Origin of the sequence: Streptomyces antioxidans (assembly GCF_000968685.2) — a bacterium.
GTDB classification, from domain to species: domain Bacteria; phylum Actinomycetota; class Actinomycetes; order Streptomycetales; family Streptomycetaceae; genus Streptomyces; species Streptomyces antioxidans.
This window is the reverse complement of the sequence record NZ_LAKD02000063.1, coordinates 1-14,389: the sequence shown is the minus strand read 5'-3', so window position 1 is coordinate 14,389 and position 14,389 is coordinate 1. Positions and strand designations below refer to the sequence as shown.

Here is a 14,389-nt window from a genome sequence, read left to right as displayed (position 1 = left end):
GAGTCCTGCCCGCGGCAGGTTCTAGGCTGCCGCGTCGAGGGCGGGCTGCCGCCGAGCCCTGCGGTGTGTCGCCTCGCCGGTCCGGTGGTCCCCAGCGGCACGGCCGCGCCGATGGCGAGGGTGGGGGGCACCGCGCTTGGGGCGGTCCACCCCCGCTGTGGTGATGACGACCGGAATGCCCGACGGAGTGCGCGCGCCGGTGATGTGGCTCAGTTCGGCCTCACCTGAGCGGACCTGGGTGGTTCGAGGGCGGATCCCGGCGTCCGACATGAGACGGACGGTGTCGCGGCGCTGCCGGGGCGTCACCAGGGTGACGACGAGACCGGACTCGCCGGCCCGGGCCGTGCGGCCTCCCCGGTGGAGGTAGTCCTTGTGGTCGTTGGGCGGGTCCACGTTGACCACCAGGTCGAGGTTGTCGACATGGATCCCGCGGGCCGCGACATTGGTCGCCACCAAGACCGTCACATGCCCGGTCTTGAACTGGGCCAGGGTCCGGTTGCGCTGCGGTTGCGACTTTCCACCGTGCAGTGCGGCGGCCCGTACGCCGCTCTGCAGCAGGTGGCTCGTGAGCTGGTCGACGGCGTGCTTGGTGTCCAGGAACATGATCACTCGGCCCTCTCGCGCCGCGATCTCTGTTGTCACCTGATGCTTGTCCGCGCCGTGCACATGCAGCACATGGTGCTCCATCGTGGAGACCGCGGCCGCGGACGGGTCGACGGAGTGGACCACGGGGTCGATCAGGTACCTGCGGACCAGAAGGTCGACGTTGCGGTCCAACGTGGCTGAGAACAGCATCCGTTGCCCCTCCGGGCGCACCTGCTCCAGCAGCGCCGTGACCTGCGGCATGAAGCCCATGTCGGTCATCTGGTCAGCCTCGTCCAGGACGGTGATGTCGACCTGGTTCAGGCGGCAGTCGCCCCGCTCGACGAGGTCCTTCAGCCGGCCCGGCGTCGCGACGACGACCTCCGCCCCACCGCGCAGCGCACCGACCTGCTTGCTGATCGGCATCCCGCCGACCACCGTGGCCATCCGCAGCCGCACGGAGCGGGCGTACGGAGTGAGCGCGTCGGTTACCTGCTGTGCCAGCTCCCGGGTGGGCACCAGCACCAGCGCAAGCGGCTGCCGGGGCTCGGCTCGCCGGCCGGCCGTACGGGCCAGCAGCGCCAGGCCGAAGGCCAGGGTCTTGCCGGATCCGGTGCGCCCGCGGCCGAGTACGTCACGGCCCGCGAGGGAGTTCGGCAGGGTCGCCGCCTGGATCGGAAACGGTACGGTCACGCCTTCGGCGACCAGCGCGGCCAGCAGCTGCCGGGGCATCTCGAGATCGGCGAACGTCTCGGCGGCGGGGAGTGCGGGGCTGCTCGTCACTGGCGGGGCGAACTCCGCCCGCGGTGCGGCGGGCCGGCCCCCGTAACCGCGCGAACGGCTCGGACCACCGGAGCGCTTGGAACGGGTGTTCGTACGTGTGCGGTTCATGCTGAACCTTCCTCGAAGCGGCACGCATCAAGGAATTCCGCGGCGCTCAGCAGCGCGGGGAATCGCAAGAACGGGCCAGAAAAATACGAAACGGGTTCGGCCGGAGGGAAATGCTCACCGGCTGAGACCCTTAAGCGGGCGGCGCGGCCCGGGTCGCCCTTAAAGGGGGCGGCGCGGTTCGGCTCCCTGTGTGCGTCAGCTTCGAGAGGGAACGATGTTCTCGGCCATCGGGCCCTTCTGGCTCTGTGCGAGGTCGAAGCTCACCTTCTGGCCTTCCAGGAGTTCGCGGAAACCTTGGGCGGCGATGTTCGAGTAGTGGGCGAACACGTCAGCGCCGCCACCGTCCTGCTCGATGAAGCCGAAACCCTTTTCCGCGTTGAACCACTTCACGGTGCCAGTAGCCATGTGTCACATATCCTTTGGGGCAGTCCCGGAGCCCGCGCTATACGGACTCCGTGTCGCGCGATGATTGCCCAGCCCGGAATGTGACCGGAAATTCAGAAGAACTGTCATTGGCATGGAAAGCCAGTGAGGGCGCTTGAAGATTTTGGGAACCACAACTGCAACTGGACGCAACAGTAGCACGGCACTCGTGGCTGCACATGTTAAATCATTTCGCTCCGTCTATCATGTCAGAAATCCTCTTCGCGCGCTGCGTCGATTTCTCATTTCGCCACCACAGGTATTGGCCCGGCCGGAACACGGTCGGTGCCCGCCCGGGGACGGGCAGTTGATCTTCGCTGTGTCGTGCGGACGCCGTGGGCGGCAGACAGGCGCGGTAGCCATCGCCGGATGGCTGATGAAATGGCCCTGGCGCCCGGTGGGCACAAGCGGGTAGGGCGGGCACGAACGAAGAAGACGTAAGCGAGAAGAGGGGCATCGATATGACGCAGGCGCCGAAGCAGGGCGGCTATGCGGCCGAGTACCGGCGCAGCCTGGAGGATCCGGAAGGCTTCTGGCTGGACGCGTCCCGTGCCGTCGACTGGACCGTCGCCCCGACCCGGGCCCTCGACGCGTCCAACGCCCCGCTGTACCGGTGGTTCCCGGACGGGCGGTTGAACACCTGCCACAACGCTCTGGACCGGCACGTCGACGCCGGGCGCGGTGATCGGCTCGCGCTGGTGTACGACAGCCCGGTCACCGGCCGCAAGGCGGCGTTCACCTACCGGGAGTTGCGGGACGAGGTCGCGCGGTTCGCCGGGGTGCTGGCCGGGCTCGGGGTGGCGCAGGGCGACCGGGTCGTGATCTACATGCCGATGATTCCCGAGGCCGTCGTCGCCATGCTGGCCTGCGCCCGTATCGGCGCCGTCCACTCGGTCGTCTTCGGTGGATTCGCCGCGCGTGAGCTCGCCGTGCGCATCGACGACGCCCGCCCCAAGGTCGTCATCGCCGCCTCGTGCGGCATCGAGCCGGCCCGTGTGGTGCCGTACAAGCCGCTGCTCGACGATGCCCTCGCGCTGGCCGAACACCAGCCGGAGCACTGTGTCATCCGCCAGCGGCCGCAGTGCGCGGCGGATATGACCGGCCGTGACCTCGACTGGGACCAGGCCATGGCGACCGCCGAGCCGGTCGGCTGTGTCTCCGTGGCCGCCACCGACCCGCTGTACATCCTCTACACCTCCGGCACGACCGGCCGCCCCAAGGGCGTGGTGCGCGACAACGGCGGTCACGCGGTCGCGCTGCGCTGGTCGCTGGAGAACGTGTACGACACCCGCCCCGGTGAGGTCTTCTGGGCCGCCTCGGACGTCGGCTGGGTGGTCGGCCACTCCTACATCGTCTACGCACCGCTGCTCACCGGCTGCACCACCGTGCTCTACGAAGGGAAACCGGTCGGCACTCCGGACGCCGGTGCGCTGTGGCGGGTGATCGCCGAACACCGTGTGACGGCCCTGTTCACCGCGCCGACGGCGATCCGCGCGGTGAAGAAGGAGGACCCGCGCGGGGCACTTCTGGACGCCCATGACACCGGATCGCTGCGCCATCTGTTCCTGGCGGGCGAGCGGCTGGACCCGGAGACCTACCGCTGGGCCACCGACCTGCTCGGCGTCCCGGTGGTCGACAACTGGTGGCAGACCGAGACCGGCTGGCCGATCGTCGCCAACCCCATGGGCCTGGAGCCGCACCCGCTCAAGGCCGGTTCGCCCACCGTGCCCATGCCCGGCTACGACGTGCGCGTCCTCGACGCGACCGGCCGCGACGCGCCGCCCGGTGCCGACGGCGCGGTGGCGATCCGGCTGCCGCTGCCGCCCGGCACGCTGCTCACCGTGTGGCGGGACGACGCACGGTATGTGCGCTCGTACCTGTCCGCCTACAGCGGCTACTACCTCACCGGCGACGGCGGCCGTAAGGACGACGATGGCTACGTCTACGTCATGGGCCGCGTCGACGACGTGATCAACGTGGCCGGGCACCGGCTGTCCACCGGCGCGATGGAGGAGGTGCTCGCCGCTCACCCGGATGTCGCCGAGTGCGCCGTCGTCGGTGTCGCCGACCCGCTCAAGGGACAGGTGCCGCGCGGCCTCGTCGTGCTCAAGGCGGGCCTCGACCGAGATCCGCGGGACATCGCCGCGGAACTCGTCGCCGCCGTCCGGGACGCGATCGGCCCCGTGGCGGCGCTGCGCAGGGTGGACGTGGTCGCGGCGCTGCCCAAGACCCGTTCGGGAAAGATCCTGCGCCGCACCATGCGCGACATCGCCGACGGCAGGGACGCCGAGCTGCCCTCCACCATCGACGATCCCGCGGTGATCGAGGCGCTGCGGCCGGTGCTCCGCGACGACGTCTCGTAGTGCTCGTGTCGGTTCTGGTGAAGTAAGGTTTGGTCTACGTAAGATTCAATCTACGTATCTACGCAAGGATGCGTCTACGTTAGCTGCCTGGAGTGTGTCGTGGAGTTCCAAGGCCGGGCCGGAGACCTTGAGCTGCTGGCTGAGCAGTACCGGGCGGTGGCAGAGGGCCTTGGGGCCACCCGAGGGCGGGCGGTGATCATGACGGGCCGACGCCGGGTGGGGAAGTCGCGGCTGGTCCAGGAGTTCTGTGACCGCTCGGGAGCGCCGTACGTGGTGTTCCAGGCCACCCGCGGGCGCAACCCCGTGACGGAGCGCGCCGACTTCGCCTCGACCCTCGCGCAGTCACCGCTGCCGGGGGCGGAGCTGATCGGCGGTCTCCAGGCGCAGGACTGGAACCAGGCGCTGCGCTCGCTGGCGCTCGCCGTGCCCGATGACGCGCCCAGTATCGCGGTGATCGACGAGGTGCCCTGGCTGGTCGAGCAGGATCAGGAGTTCGAGGGCGCGCTCCAGACCGTCTGGGACCGTCATCTGTCGTCCAAGCCCGTGCTCCTGGTGCTGGTCGGCAGCGATACGTCGGTGATGGAGGCCCTGCAGTCGTACGGACGCCCGTTCTTCGGGCGGGCGGCGAAGATGACCGTTCACCCGCTGAATCCGGCCGATGTGCAGGCCATGACCGAGCTGGACGCCGCAGGGGCCGTCGACGCCCAGTTGATCACTGGTGGATTCCCCGAGATCGTCCAGTCCTGGCGGCCGGGAATGCGCCGTACGGAGTTCTTGCGGGCCTCGGTCGCCAATCCGCTCTCGCCCCTGCTGGTGGCCGGTGAGCTGTCCCTGCTGGGCGAATTCCCGGAGGCTTCGCACTCACGGGCCGTACTGGAAGCGGTCGGCAGCGGTGAGCGCACCTTCAGCGCGATCGCGGCCAAGGCCGGCGGCGCCAGCGCTCTGCCGTCCGGCACCCTCTCCCCGCTGCTGGCGGTGTTGCAGGCAAAGCGGGTCCTGGCCGCTGACCTCCCGCTGTCCGCCAAGCCGGACAGCAAGAACAAGCGCTACCGGATCGCCGACCCGTATCTGCGGTTCTGGCTGGCGTTCCTGGTACGCGCGATCCCGCTCATCGAGCGGGGCCGCGGTGACGTGGCGCTGGAACGCATCGAGCGGTCGTGGACCACGTGGCGCGGCCGAGCGGTCGAGCCGCTGGTCCGCGAGTCCCTGCTCCGTCTGCTGCCCAGCGCCGAGTGGCCCGAGACCGAGGCCGTCGGCGGTTGGTGGAACCGTCAGAACAACCCCGAGATCGACCTCATCGGCGCGGACCGCGAGCCGGTGGCCCGGCGGGTTCACTTCGTCGGGTCGGTCAAGTGGCTGGAGACCCAGCCCTTCGGCCGTCATGAGTACGACGCCTTGGTGCGCGACATGCTCGCCGTCCCCGGCACCGCCCCGGACACTCCCCTGGTCGCGGTCTCCCGCTGCGGGGTGGCCGACGGTCTGCCGCTGGCCGCGCACTGGGGGCCGGATGACCTCGTACGGGCGTGGCAGTCCCGGTAGCGCGGCGCCAGGCGTCCAGGGGCCGCCGCCGCTGACCGCGGCCCGGCGGCCGTCCCGTCCCACCGCGCGTGCATGATCCGCGGGCCGCCGGTAACCCGACGGGGGCCCACCACAGACGAGGAGGGGAGCAACGCCGTGCGCATCGGAATCATCGGAGCGGGCCGTATCGGCTCGACGCTGGCCCGCCACTTCGCCTCGATCGGCTACGAGGTGGCCATCGCCAACTCCCGCGGCCCGGACACCCTGGCCGACCTGGTGACGGACATCGGCGGCCCGATCCGCGCGGTGACCGCCGAGGAGGCGGCCCGGAGCGGTGAGGTGGTGGTCGTGTCCATCCCCTACGGCCGCTACCGGGAACTGCCGACCGAGTCGCTGCGCGGCAAGGTCGTCATCGACACCTGCAACTACTACCCGGAGCGGGACGGACACGACCCGGAGCTCGACGCCGACGCCACCACCTCGAGCGAGAAGATCGAGGCGCACACCGGCGCCAACCTGGTCAAGGCGTTCAACGCGATCTACTGGGAGAACCTGCGCGACCACGCCCGCCCCAAGAGCGCCACCGACCGGGTGGCCATCCCGCTGTCCGGCAACGACGAGGAGGCCAAGGCCGCCGTGGCCGGGCTGATCCGCGACATCGGCTTCGACCCCGTGGACGCGGGGCACCTGGGCGAGGGCGGCCGCAAGCACCAGCCGGGCAGCCGCGTCTACGCCACCGAGATGTCCTCCGCCGAGACCAGCGCCCTGCTGAGCGTCGCCTGAGCCCAGGGCTGCTCCGGTTGGCCGCCGTCAGGGCCGCTTCGGCTTGCCCTCGCCGTACAGCCAGACGTCGAAGAGCCGGGTCAGGTCCCTGCCCGATATCCGCTCGCACAGCTCGATGAACTGCTTGGTGTCGGCGTTGCCGTGCCGGTGGTCCTTGAGCCAGGTGCGGAGGACGGTGAAGAAGGCCGTGTCGCCGACGGCCCGCCGGACCTGGTGGAGCACCATCGCGCCGCGGCCGTAGACGGGCGGGTCGGAGACGCTGGCGGCGCTCGGGGGGTCGGCGGGCGGGAAGTCCCAGATGCCCTCGCTCTCCTCGTCGGTGCCGTCGTGGAAGTCGTCGAAGATCCGCTGGGCGGTGCGACCGCCGTGGTCCTCCTCCCACAGCCACTCGGCGTAGGTCGCGAAGCCCTCGTTGAGCCAGATGTCCTTCCAGAGCCGGGGCGTGACCGAGTCGCCGAACCACTGGTGGGCGAGCTCGTGCACGATGAGCGTCTGGTCCGGGGCCGCGTCGAAGAACGGCTTGGTCTGGGTCTCCAGGGCGTAGCCGAGGCCGGGGACGTGGCCGACGATGGCGCCGGTGGAGGAGAAGGGGTACGGGCCGAAGGTGCGGCTCTCCCAGGCGATGACGTCGTCGACCCGCTCGGCGAGGCCCTTGGCGGCGGCGGCCTCGGTGGGGTCGACGGCCAGGTACGCGGGCAGGCCCTCGCCGGTGGTCGTGGTACGGACGGCGAAGCGGCCGATGGCGACCGTGGCCAGATAGCTCGCCATGGGCTCGCCGCTGTGCCACCGGAAGGTGGTGCGGCGCCCCCGGGTCTCCTGGCCCTTCAGCTCCCCGTTGGAGACGGCGGTGTAGCCCTGGGGAACGGTGACGGCGATGTCGTAGGCGGCCTTGTCGGAGGGGTGGTGATTGCCGGGGAACCACGTCATGGAACCGGTCGGCTCGCCGAGCGCCACCGCGCCGTCGTGGGTGCGGATCCAGCCCTCCTTCCCGGTGTCCCCGCCGGTGAGGGTCTTCGGCGTGCCGTCGTAGCCGACGGTGGCAGTGAAGGTACGGCCCCCGGGGAGGGCCGATGCGGGGGTGAGCACCAGCTCGGTGCCGCTGCGGGTGACCTCGGCGGGGCGGCCGTTCACGCTGGCCTTGCGCACCCGCAGCCCGGCGAGGTCGAGGTGGAAGGAGCGCAGCGGGCGGTCCGCGCGGGCGGTGATCCGGGCCGTGCCCCTGAGGTGGCGCGAGCCGGGGGCGTAGTCGAGGGCGAGCCGGTAGCCCCGCACGTCGTAGCCGCCGTTGCCGAGCCGGGGGAACAGTGCGTCCCCGACCCCCGCACCGCCCGCCCCGGCGCCGGACCCCCCGTCCGCGCCCCGCGCCCCGGCACCCCCGGTGCACCCGGCGCACAGCGCGAGGAGCAGCACCCCGGGCAGCGCCCGCGAACAGCGGCGACGCCACCCCGCCCCGGGAGCCGCGCCTGACCCGGTCATCCTCGCCCCGCTGCGGGCGCCGCGCCTGATCCGGTCATCCCCGTCCCGCCCCGGCCGCGGGTGCACGGCCCGATCCGCCAGCGATTCGTCGTCCATCTCGCGTCCCTACGCTCCGGGGCTGGTCCTCAGGAGCGTAATGCGCCTGACGGGCCGAAACGTGCGATACCGCCGCGGGCATGACATCGCGTCACGGTCGCAAAGGGCGGTGGGTGGTCCGGTGGTGGGCAGTTCACCGGCCCCTGGCGACTTAAACGTCTCTGAGCTGCAGTTCACCACTTCTGGTGAAGCTATGGCCTTCGGTTGCAATCGACAACGCTGGGTTGTCAAGCTGTTGCCGACTGTCAACCCAGGGAGTGCACGTGGCCTTTGGTGACCAGCCCGCATACCTCCGCGTCGCCGACGATCTGCGGAAGAAGATCGCCGCGGGTGAGCTGCCGCCGCATGCGCGTCTCCCCTCCCAGGCCAGAATCCGGGAGGAGTACGGGGTTTCGGACACCGTGGCGCTCGAGGCGCGCAAGGTGCTGATGGCCGAGGGGCTGGTCGAGGGGCGGTCCGGGTCGGGGACGTATGTGCGGGCTCAGCCGGTGCCGCGGCGGGTGGTCCGGGGCGGGTTCCACGCCGCCGGTGAGGTCACGCCGTTCCGGCAGGAGCAGGCCGACGACCGGACCACCGGCACCTGGGAGGCCGTGAGCGAGCAGGAGGAGGCCGGGGGCGAGGTCGCCGGGCGGCTGGGGGTGGAGGCGGGGGAGCGGGTGATGCGCACCCGCTATGCGTTCCGCTCGCAGGGGGAGGTGGTGATGGTCTCCACCTCCTGGGAGCCGCTTGAGCTCACCGGCCGTACGCCCGTGATGCTGCCCGAGGAGGGCCCGCTGGCCGGGCGCGGGGTCGTCGACCGGATGGCCGCCCTCGACCTGGTGGTGGACAACGTGGCGGAGGAGGTCGGCGCGCGCCCCGGCCGGGCCGAGGAGGTGCTGGCGCTGGGCGGGGTGCCGGGCCACTGGGTGATGGTCGTCTCACGTACGTACTTCGCGGGCGGCCGCCCGGTGGAGACCGCCGATGTGGTGGTGCTGGCGGAGCGTTACCGGATCGCCTATCGGCTGCCGGTGAAGTGACGGTTCGCCCCACGGGGCGCTCGCGTTCGGGGTTCGGGGTTCACCGATAGTCGGGCGGCCCGTCTCGGTGCGCCTTACCGCCAGTTAACCGCCGTCCCGCCACCGTAACGGCCGGGCAATGGCTCGCCGCGGCCGCGTGTCACCTGCGACTTCTAGCGTCCTCGGGCGTAATGGAACGGCCCGAGCGACAGGGGAAGCCGGTATGACGGACGCGGTCGACACGGGCACACCTGAGGCGGGAGCGCCAACAGCGGGAGCGTCAACACGGGCGGGGAGGGGCGACAGTCACCCCTCGCCGCAGCTATACCCGGCTGGCGGCGGACGAGAGCCGAGAGGACTACTCGCTGCGCTACGCACCCCACTCCGACCGCCGCTGGTCGCCCACCATGGTCGCCTCGACCGCGCTCGGCGGGATCGCCCATCTCGCGGACTTCGCCATCGGCGCGTCCATCGTCTTCAGCTACGGCTTCACCAGCGGTATCGCCTCGATCCTCACCGCGGCGACGATCATCTTCCTGACCGGCATCCCCATCGCCCGCGCCTGCGCGACCTACGGCCTGGACATGGACCTGATCACCCGCGGCGCCGGATTCGGCTACTTCGGCTCGACGCTGACCTCGCTGATCTACGCCAGCTTCACCTTCATCTTCTTCGCGCTCGAAGGCTCGATCATGGCGCAGGCCATGCATCAGGCACTTCATATCCCGCTGCCCATCGGCTATTTGCTGACCACCCTCATCGTGATCCCGATCGTCTTCCGCGGTATGGGCGCGCTCGCCAAGGTGCAGGCGTGGACCCAGCCGAGCTGGCTGATCGGGCTCGCCCTGCCGTTCGTGGTGCTGGCCTTCGAGGCGCCGGACTCCTGGGGCGCGTTCGCCTCCTTCGGCGGGACCGAGGGCGCGGGCTCCGGTTTCGACTGGATCGGCTACGGCCTGGGCACGGGGGTCGCGCTCTCGCTGATCGCGCAGATCGGTGAGCAGGCCGACTATCTGCGGTTCATGCCCGCGAAGACCGAGGAGAACCGGCGGCGCTGGAACCTCGCGGTGTCGTGGGCCGGTGGCAAGACTTCGGCGGCCGTGGCTATCTGCCGGGCGGCTGGGACATCGTGATCGTCGCGCTGATCGGGCTGGCCTTCTACTTCTGGGGCGTACGCAGCGCATGGCGCAATCCGACGCTGCTGGAGGCCGAGCGCGAGCTGGTCGCCACCCCGGCCGATGCGACGGGCGAGGCGGGCCGGGGCGGCGAAGGGGGCGAGGGCGGCGACGGCGACCGGGTGAAGGCCGAAGTCGGCGTCTGAGTTGGCCGGATGAGTGCCTCCTTGTAAGAACACGTATCCGCTGCGTGAAGGTAGGGCGTAGGCTCGGGCATATGCGGATCGGGATTTCCTTAACGGTGTCGCGGGGGTCGTACGCCCGGGCGCACCACGGCGGAGGGGCGGGGAGATGAGTGATGGGAACGCTGTGCTGCCCTGGCTCGTGATCCGCCAGGACACCAACGGCAACCGCTACCGCGTCGGGCGCTATGCCACCAGGACGGAGGCCCAGGAGGTGGCCGACCGTCTGGAGGGTGAGGGCCAGGAACAGCTGTACGTGGTCGAGCGGACCGCCGCGTCCCGTCAGTCCGGTTAGCCGTCGGCCCGAGTCCGGTTGGCCCGATTCCGGTTAGCGCGCGGCATTGTGTACCTCCGGTCCGCGGGAATACATACCTTTTCCAGAGTTTCCAGAGTTTCCAGAGTTTCCAGAGTTTCCAGAGCCCCGGGGCGCTTCCGTCCCGGGGCTCCGGTGTGCTTCCGCGCGGGCTAGGGTGCGGATCATGAGCGTGCGCGTGGTGGTGGGCGGAGCGGTGTTCGACCGGGGGCGGTTGCTGGCCGCGCGGCGCAGCGCCCCGCCCGAGCTCGCTGGCCGCTGGGAGCTGCCCGGCGGTAAGGCCGAGCCCGGGGAGACCCCGCAGGCGGCGCTCGTCCGCGAACTGCGCGAAGAGCTCGGGGTCGAGGTCGAGCCGCTTGAACCGCTGCCGGGGGAGTGGCCCCTGAAGCCCGGCCTTGTGCTGCGGGTGTGGACCGCGGCCCTGCGCTCCGGTGAGCCGCGCCCGCTCCAGGACCACGACGAGCTGCGCTGGCTCCCCCCGGACCGGGTGGACGAGGTCGACTGGCTGGACGAGGACCGCCCCGCGGTGGCCGAGGCGGTCCGCCGACTGCGCGCGGCCGGGGCCGCCGGGGCCGCCGGGGAGAACCGTCCGGGCACCCCCTGAGTCCGTCCCCCGGCGGGGCACGTCCAACGGCCCGCGCGGGGAAAATCCATGGGGTTCGAGCCGCCTCCGTCCGGTTAGGAGTGAGGGGGAGCGCCGATCATGAGCGCTTCGCCAAAAGCCGGGACGGACGCCGATGGCGGGCTGAGATAGTGCTGTGATCGTGAAGACCGTACTCGGGATGGCCGAAGTGCTGGATACTCGGCTATCTGAAGCCGGTCGGAGCACCTGAGCCGGAGGGGACGGGCGCATGAGCGAGAAGCCAGCGGGGGCTGATATGCCCGAGGGAACGGTGGGTTCGCAGGTGTCGCCGACGTCACAGGAGTCCTCGATGTCGGACATGTCGCCCGTGTCCTCGATGTCGGCGGTGTGGCAGAGCAGTCCTCCCGGCTCGATCTATGACTACATCCGGGTCGCCTCCTTCGCGCTCGGGCCCGACGGCCGGATCGCGCAGTGGAGCGAACGGGCCGTCGAATTGCTGGGGCTGACGGCGGGTGAGGCCATCGGCAGGGATCCGGTGGAGGCGTTCGTACCGCCGGAGTTCCAGGAGACCGGCCAGCGCACGGTGGCCGACATCCTCGACGGCCGGGAGTGGACCGGGCTGGTTCCCTACCGTAACCCCCAGACGCCGAGCGGGCATGGCATCGCCGAGGTCTATGTGATGCCCGCCCAGGACGAGCACGGGAAGCGGTCCGCGCTCTGCATCGCGGTGGACGTCAGCGCATTGCGCGGACTGGAAACCGATCTTGCTTCTTCACAGGCCGTTTTCGGTCAATCTCCGCTAGGTTTCTTCCTCTTCGGGACCGATCTGCGGATCCTCCGCGTCAATGAGCGCTTCGCCAAGGTTTTCGGCCGCCCCACCGAGGAGTACCGCGGCACCACCCCGCACGATCTGCTGCCGCGCGGCGAGGCCGACCGGCTGGCCGCCGCGCTGCGCCAGGTCCTGGACTCCGGGCAGTCGCTGACCGATATGCCCATCGTGGGCCAGGCGCCGAGCAGCCCCGACCGCCGCCGCTGGTCCGTCTCGCTCTACCGGCTGCACAGCGGCTCCGGCCGCCCCATCGGCGTCGCCGGGCTGGCCACGGACGTCACCGGCCGCCGCCGCGCCGAACAGGAGGCCGCGGGCGTACGGCGCAATCTGGCGCTGCTGAACGAGGCCGGGGCCCGAATAGGCACCTCGCTCGACCTGGAGACCACCGCCCGCGAGCTGCTGGACGTGGCCGTACCGCAGTTCTGCGACCTGGCCTCCGTCGACCTCTACCAGGGGCTGCTGTCCGGCGACGAGACCCCGCCCGGGCTCGCCGACGGCAGCGCCGAGCTGCGCCGTGTCGCCTTCGCCAGCGCGGTTTCCGACGGCCCGGTCGCCTTCGGCGACATCTGCCGCGTCAACACCGCGGAGGACCCCAAGCCCATCCAGGTCGGCGAGGTCCACCGCTACCCCTTCAACTCGCTGTGCGCCCACGCCCTGCGCACCGCCCAGGTCCGGGTGGTCCCCGGGCGGGACGGCAGCGAGGCCCTGGAGCTGGGGGCCATGCTGCAGTCCACCCTCGTGGTGCCGATGGTCGCGCGGGACACCGTCGTCGGGCTGGCCCAGTTCTCCCGCACCAAGGGCAGCGAACCCTTCGGCGAACGGGACCGCGCGCTCGCCGTCGAACTGGCCGCGCGGGCGGCCGTCAGCATCGACAACGCCCGGCTGTACCGCAGAGAACACGAACGCGCGCTGATACTCCAGCGCAGTCTGCTCCCGCCCGGCGACCCGGAGGCCGCCGGGCTCGATATCGCCTGCCGCTATCTGCCGGGGAACGCGGCGACCGAGGTGGGCGGCGACTGGTTCGACGTGATCGAGCTGCCGGGGCACCGCACCGCGCTGGTGGTCGGCGACGTCATGGGGCGCGGCCTGCGCGCCGCCGTGGCCATGGGCGAGCTGCGCACCGCCGTACGCACCCTCGCCCTGCTCGACCTGGAGCCCGCCGAGGTGCTTTCCGCGCTGGACGAGATCGCCAGCGGACTCGGCACACCGGGCGGCTCGCACGCCGGCGTGCGGCCCGGCTCGCGTGCCCTCGCGCGCGGCGGCAAGGCCGCAGACGACACCTCCGACCTCACCGAGGTCTACCTCGCCACCTGCGTCTACGCGGTCTACGACCCGGTCACCCGGCGCTGCACCTTCGCCAACGCCGGGCATCCGCCCCCCGTCCTGGTGGAGCCGGGCGAGGACGCCCTGCTGATGGAGGTTCCGCCCGGAATGCCGCTCGGCGTGGGCGGCGAGCCGTTCGAGGAGATCGAGGTCGAACTCCCCGACGGCGCGCTGCTGGCCCTCTACACCGACGGTCTGGTCGAGTCCCGCGACCACACCCTCGACGAGGGGCTGCACGCCCTGCGCGCGGCGCTCAACACCCCGGACGGCGCCGACGGCGGAAACGCCGGATCCCTCGAGGACGTCTGCGACCACGTCCTGAGCACCCTCGACACCCACCACGGCGAGGATGACATCGCCCTGCTGATGGCCCGGGTCCAGGGCCTGTCGGCCGAGTCGGTCGGCGACTGGCACCTCCCGAGCGCCCCGCAGTCCGTGGGCCGGGCCCGCGAACTGGCCCGGGAGCAGCTGGAGTCCTGGGGCCTTGACGATCTGGTGGACACCACCGAGCTGCTGGTCAGCGAGCTGGTGACCAACGCCCTGCGGTACGGCGAGGGCGAGATCAGGCTGCGGCTGCTGCTGGACCGCACGCTGGTCTGCGAGGTCTGGGACGGCGGTCTGGTGCAGCCCCGGCGGCGGCGCGCCCGGGACACCGACGAGGGCGGGCGCGGACTCCAGCTGGTCGGGCTGCTCAGCGCGGGCTGGGGCAGCCGCAGGACCCCGCTCGGCAAGACCGTCTGGTTCGAACTGGCCCTCCCGGACGGCCAGTCCTCGGGCCCGGACACGGTGGAGGCGCTGCTCAGCCTGTGGTGACGGCCGTGGGTTCTCTCCCCGCCCCGCCCCTCCCCACAACCAGGGGC

At 71.1% G+C, this 14,389-nt stretch carries 11 protein-coding genes and 1 pseudogene; 9 read left to right on the top strand and 3 right to left on the bottom strand.

Annotated elements, in window-relative coordinates; genetic code table 11:
- Positions 1 to 21 precede the first annotated feature (21 nt).
- Both VT50_RS23945 and VT50_RS23940 read right to left on the bottom strand, forming a co-directional pair.
- On the bottom strand, positions 22 to 1,473 hold the full coding sequence (locus tag VT50_RS23945; RefSeq protein ID WP_078841019.1) for a DEAD/DEAH box helicase: 1,452 nt from the start codon (positions 1,471 to 1,473) through the stop codon (positions 22 to 24).
- Between the two features lie 195 nt (positions 1,474 to 1,668).
- Complete coding sequence (locus VT50_RS23940) at positions 1,669 to 1,878, bottom strand: cold-shock protein (protein ID WP_046090595.1); 210 nt, start codon at positions 1,876 to 1,878, stop codon at positions 1,669 to 1,671.
- 479 nt (positions 1,879 to 2,357) lie between these two features.
- Between VT50_RS23940 and VT50_RS23935 the strand changes: the two genes are divergently transcribed.
- The 3 genes from VT50_RS23935 to VT50_RS23925 all read left to right on the top strand — a co-directional run bounded on the left by VT50_RS23935 (position 2,358) and on the right by VT50_RS23925 (position 6,560).
- Positions 2,358 to 4,259, top strand: coding sequence for a propionyl-CoA synthetase (locus VT50_RS23935; RefSeq protein WP_046090594.1), 1,902 nt, complete (start codon positions 2,358 to 2,360; stop codon positions 4,257 to 4,259).
- Between the two features lie 99 nt (positions 4,260 to 4,358).
- Positions 4,359 to 5,798, top strand: a complete 1,440-nt coding sequence (locus VT50_RS23930) for an ATP-binding protein (RefSeq protein ID WP_046090593.1) — start codon at positions 4,359 to 4,361, stop codon at positions 5,796 to 5,798.
- A 135-nt stretch (positions 5,799 to 5,933) separates the two neighbouring features.
- Positions 5,934 to 6,560: an NADPH-dependent F420 reductase gene (locus tag VT50_RS23925; RefSeq protein ID WP_046090592.1), complete on the top strand. Its 627-nt coding sequence runs from the start codon at positions 5,934 to 5,936 to the stop codon at positions 6,558 to 6,560.
- 27 nt (positions 6,561 to 6,587) lie between these two features.
- Here VT50_RS23925 and VT50_RS23920 read toward each other — a convergent pair whose 3' ends face one another.
- Complete coding sequence (locus tag VT50_RS23920; RefSeq protein ID WP_079343879.1) at positions 6,588 to 8,036, bottom strand: M1 family metallopeptidase; 1,449 nt, start codon at positions 8,034 to 8,036, stop codon at positions 6,588 to 6,590.
- 359 nt (positions 8,037 to 8,395) lie between these two features.
- Between VT50_RS23920 and VT50_RS23915 the strand changes: the two genes are divergently transcribed.
- The 6 genes and pseudogenes from VT50_RS23915 to VT50_RS23895 all read left to right on the top strand — a co-directional run bounded on the left by VT50_RS23915 (position 8,396) and on the right by VT50_RS23895 (position 14,342).
- Positions 8,396 to 9,148, top strand: a complete 753-nt coding sequence (locus tag VT50_RS23915) for a GntR family transcriptional regulator (protein WP_046090306.1) — start codon at positions 8,396 to 8,398, stop codon at positions 9,146 to 9,148.
- Positions 9,149 to 9,350: 202 nt separating this feature from the next.
- A pseudogene (locus VT50_RS23910) lies at positions 9,351 to 10,206 on the top strand (purine-cytosine permease family protein); the annotation flags it as partial.
- The gene (locus VT50_RS39705; protein WP_046090307.1) at positions 10,197 to 10,445 is read left to right on the top strand and encodes a hypothetical protein; all 249 of its coding nucleotides are present in this window, start codon (positions 10,197 to 10,199) and stop codon (positions 10,443 to 10,445) included. The pseudogene VT50_RS23910 and the gene VT50_RS39705, both read left to right, overlap by 10 nt.
- A 145-nt stretch (positions 10,446 to 10,590) precedes the next feature.
- Complete coding sequence (locus VT50_RS23905; protein WP_046090308.1) at positions 10,591 to 10,776, top strand: SPOR domain-containing protein; 186 nt, start codon at positions 10,591 to 10,593, stop codon at positions 10,774 to 10,776.
- A gap of 184 nt (positions 10,777 to 10,960) precedes the next feature.
- Positions 10,961 to 11,398 (top strand): (deoxy)nucleoside triphosphate pyrophosphohydrolase, encoded by a 438-nt coding sequence (locus tag VT50_RS23900; protein WP_046090309.1) that lies wholly within the window; start codon positions 10,961 to 10,963, stop codon positions 11,396 to 11,398.
- A gap of 247 nt (positions 11,399 to 11,645) precedes the next feature.
- Positions 11,646 to 14,342 carry a SpoIIE family protein phosphatase gene (locus VT50_RS23895; protein WP_107424873.1) on the top strand — a complete coding sequence of 899 codons (2,697 nt, stop codon included), beginning with the start codon at positions 11,646 to 11,648 and terminating at the stop codon, positions 14,340 to 14,342.
- The last annotated feature ends 47 nt before the right edge of the window (positions 14,343 to 14,389 follow it).

Coding starts and splice junctions, on each gene's coding strand:
- VT50_RS23945 (WP_078841019.1), bottom strand. CDS start 1,473: ATGAACCGCACACGTACGAACACCCGTTCCAAGCGCTCCGGTGGTCCG.
- VT50_RS23940 (WP_046090595.1), bottom strand. CDS start 1,878: ATGGCTACTGGCACCGTGAAGTGGTTCAACGCGGAAAAGGGTTTCGGC.
- VT50_RS23935 (WP_046090594.1), top strand. CDS start 2,358: ATGACGCAGGCGCCGAAGCAGGGCGGCTATGCGGCCGAGTACCGGCGC.
- VT50_RS23920 (WP_079343879.1), bottom strand. CDS start 8,036: ATGACCGGGTCAGGCGCGGCTCCCGGGGCGGGGTGGCGTCGCCGCTGT.
- VT50_RS23905 (WP_046090308.1), top strand. CDS start 10,591: ATGAGTGATGGGAACGCTGTGCTGCCCTGGCTCGTGATCCGCCAGGAC.
- VT50_RS23900 (WP_046090309.1), top strand. CDS start 10,961: ATGAGCGTGCGCGTGGTGGTGGGCGGAGCGGTGTTCGACCGGGGGCGG.
- VT50_RS23895 (WP_107424873.1), top strand. CDS start 11,646: ATGAGCGAGAAGCCAGCGGGGGCTGATATGCCCGAGGGAACGGTGGGT.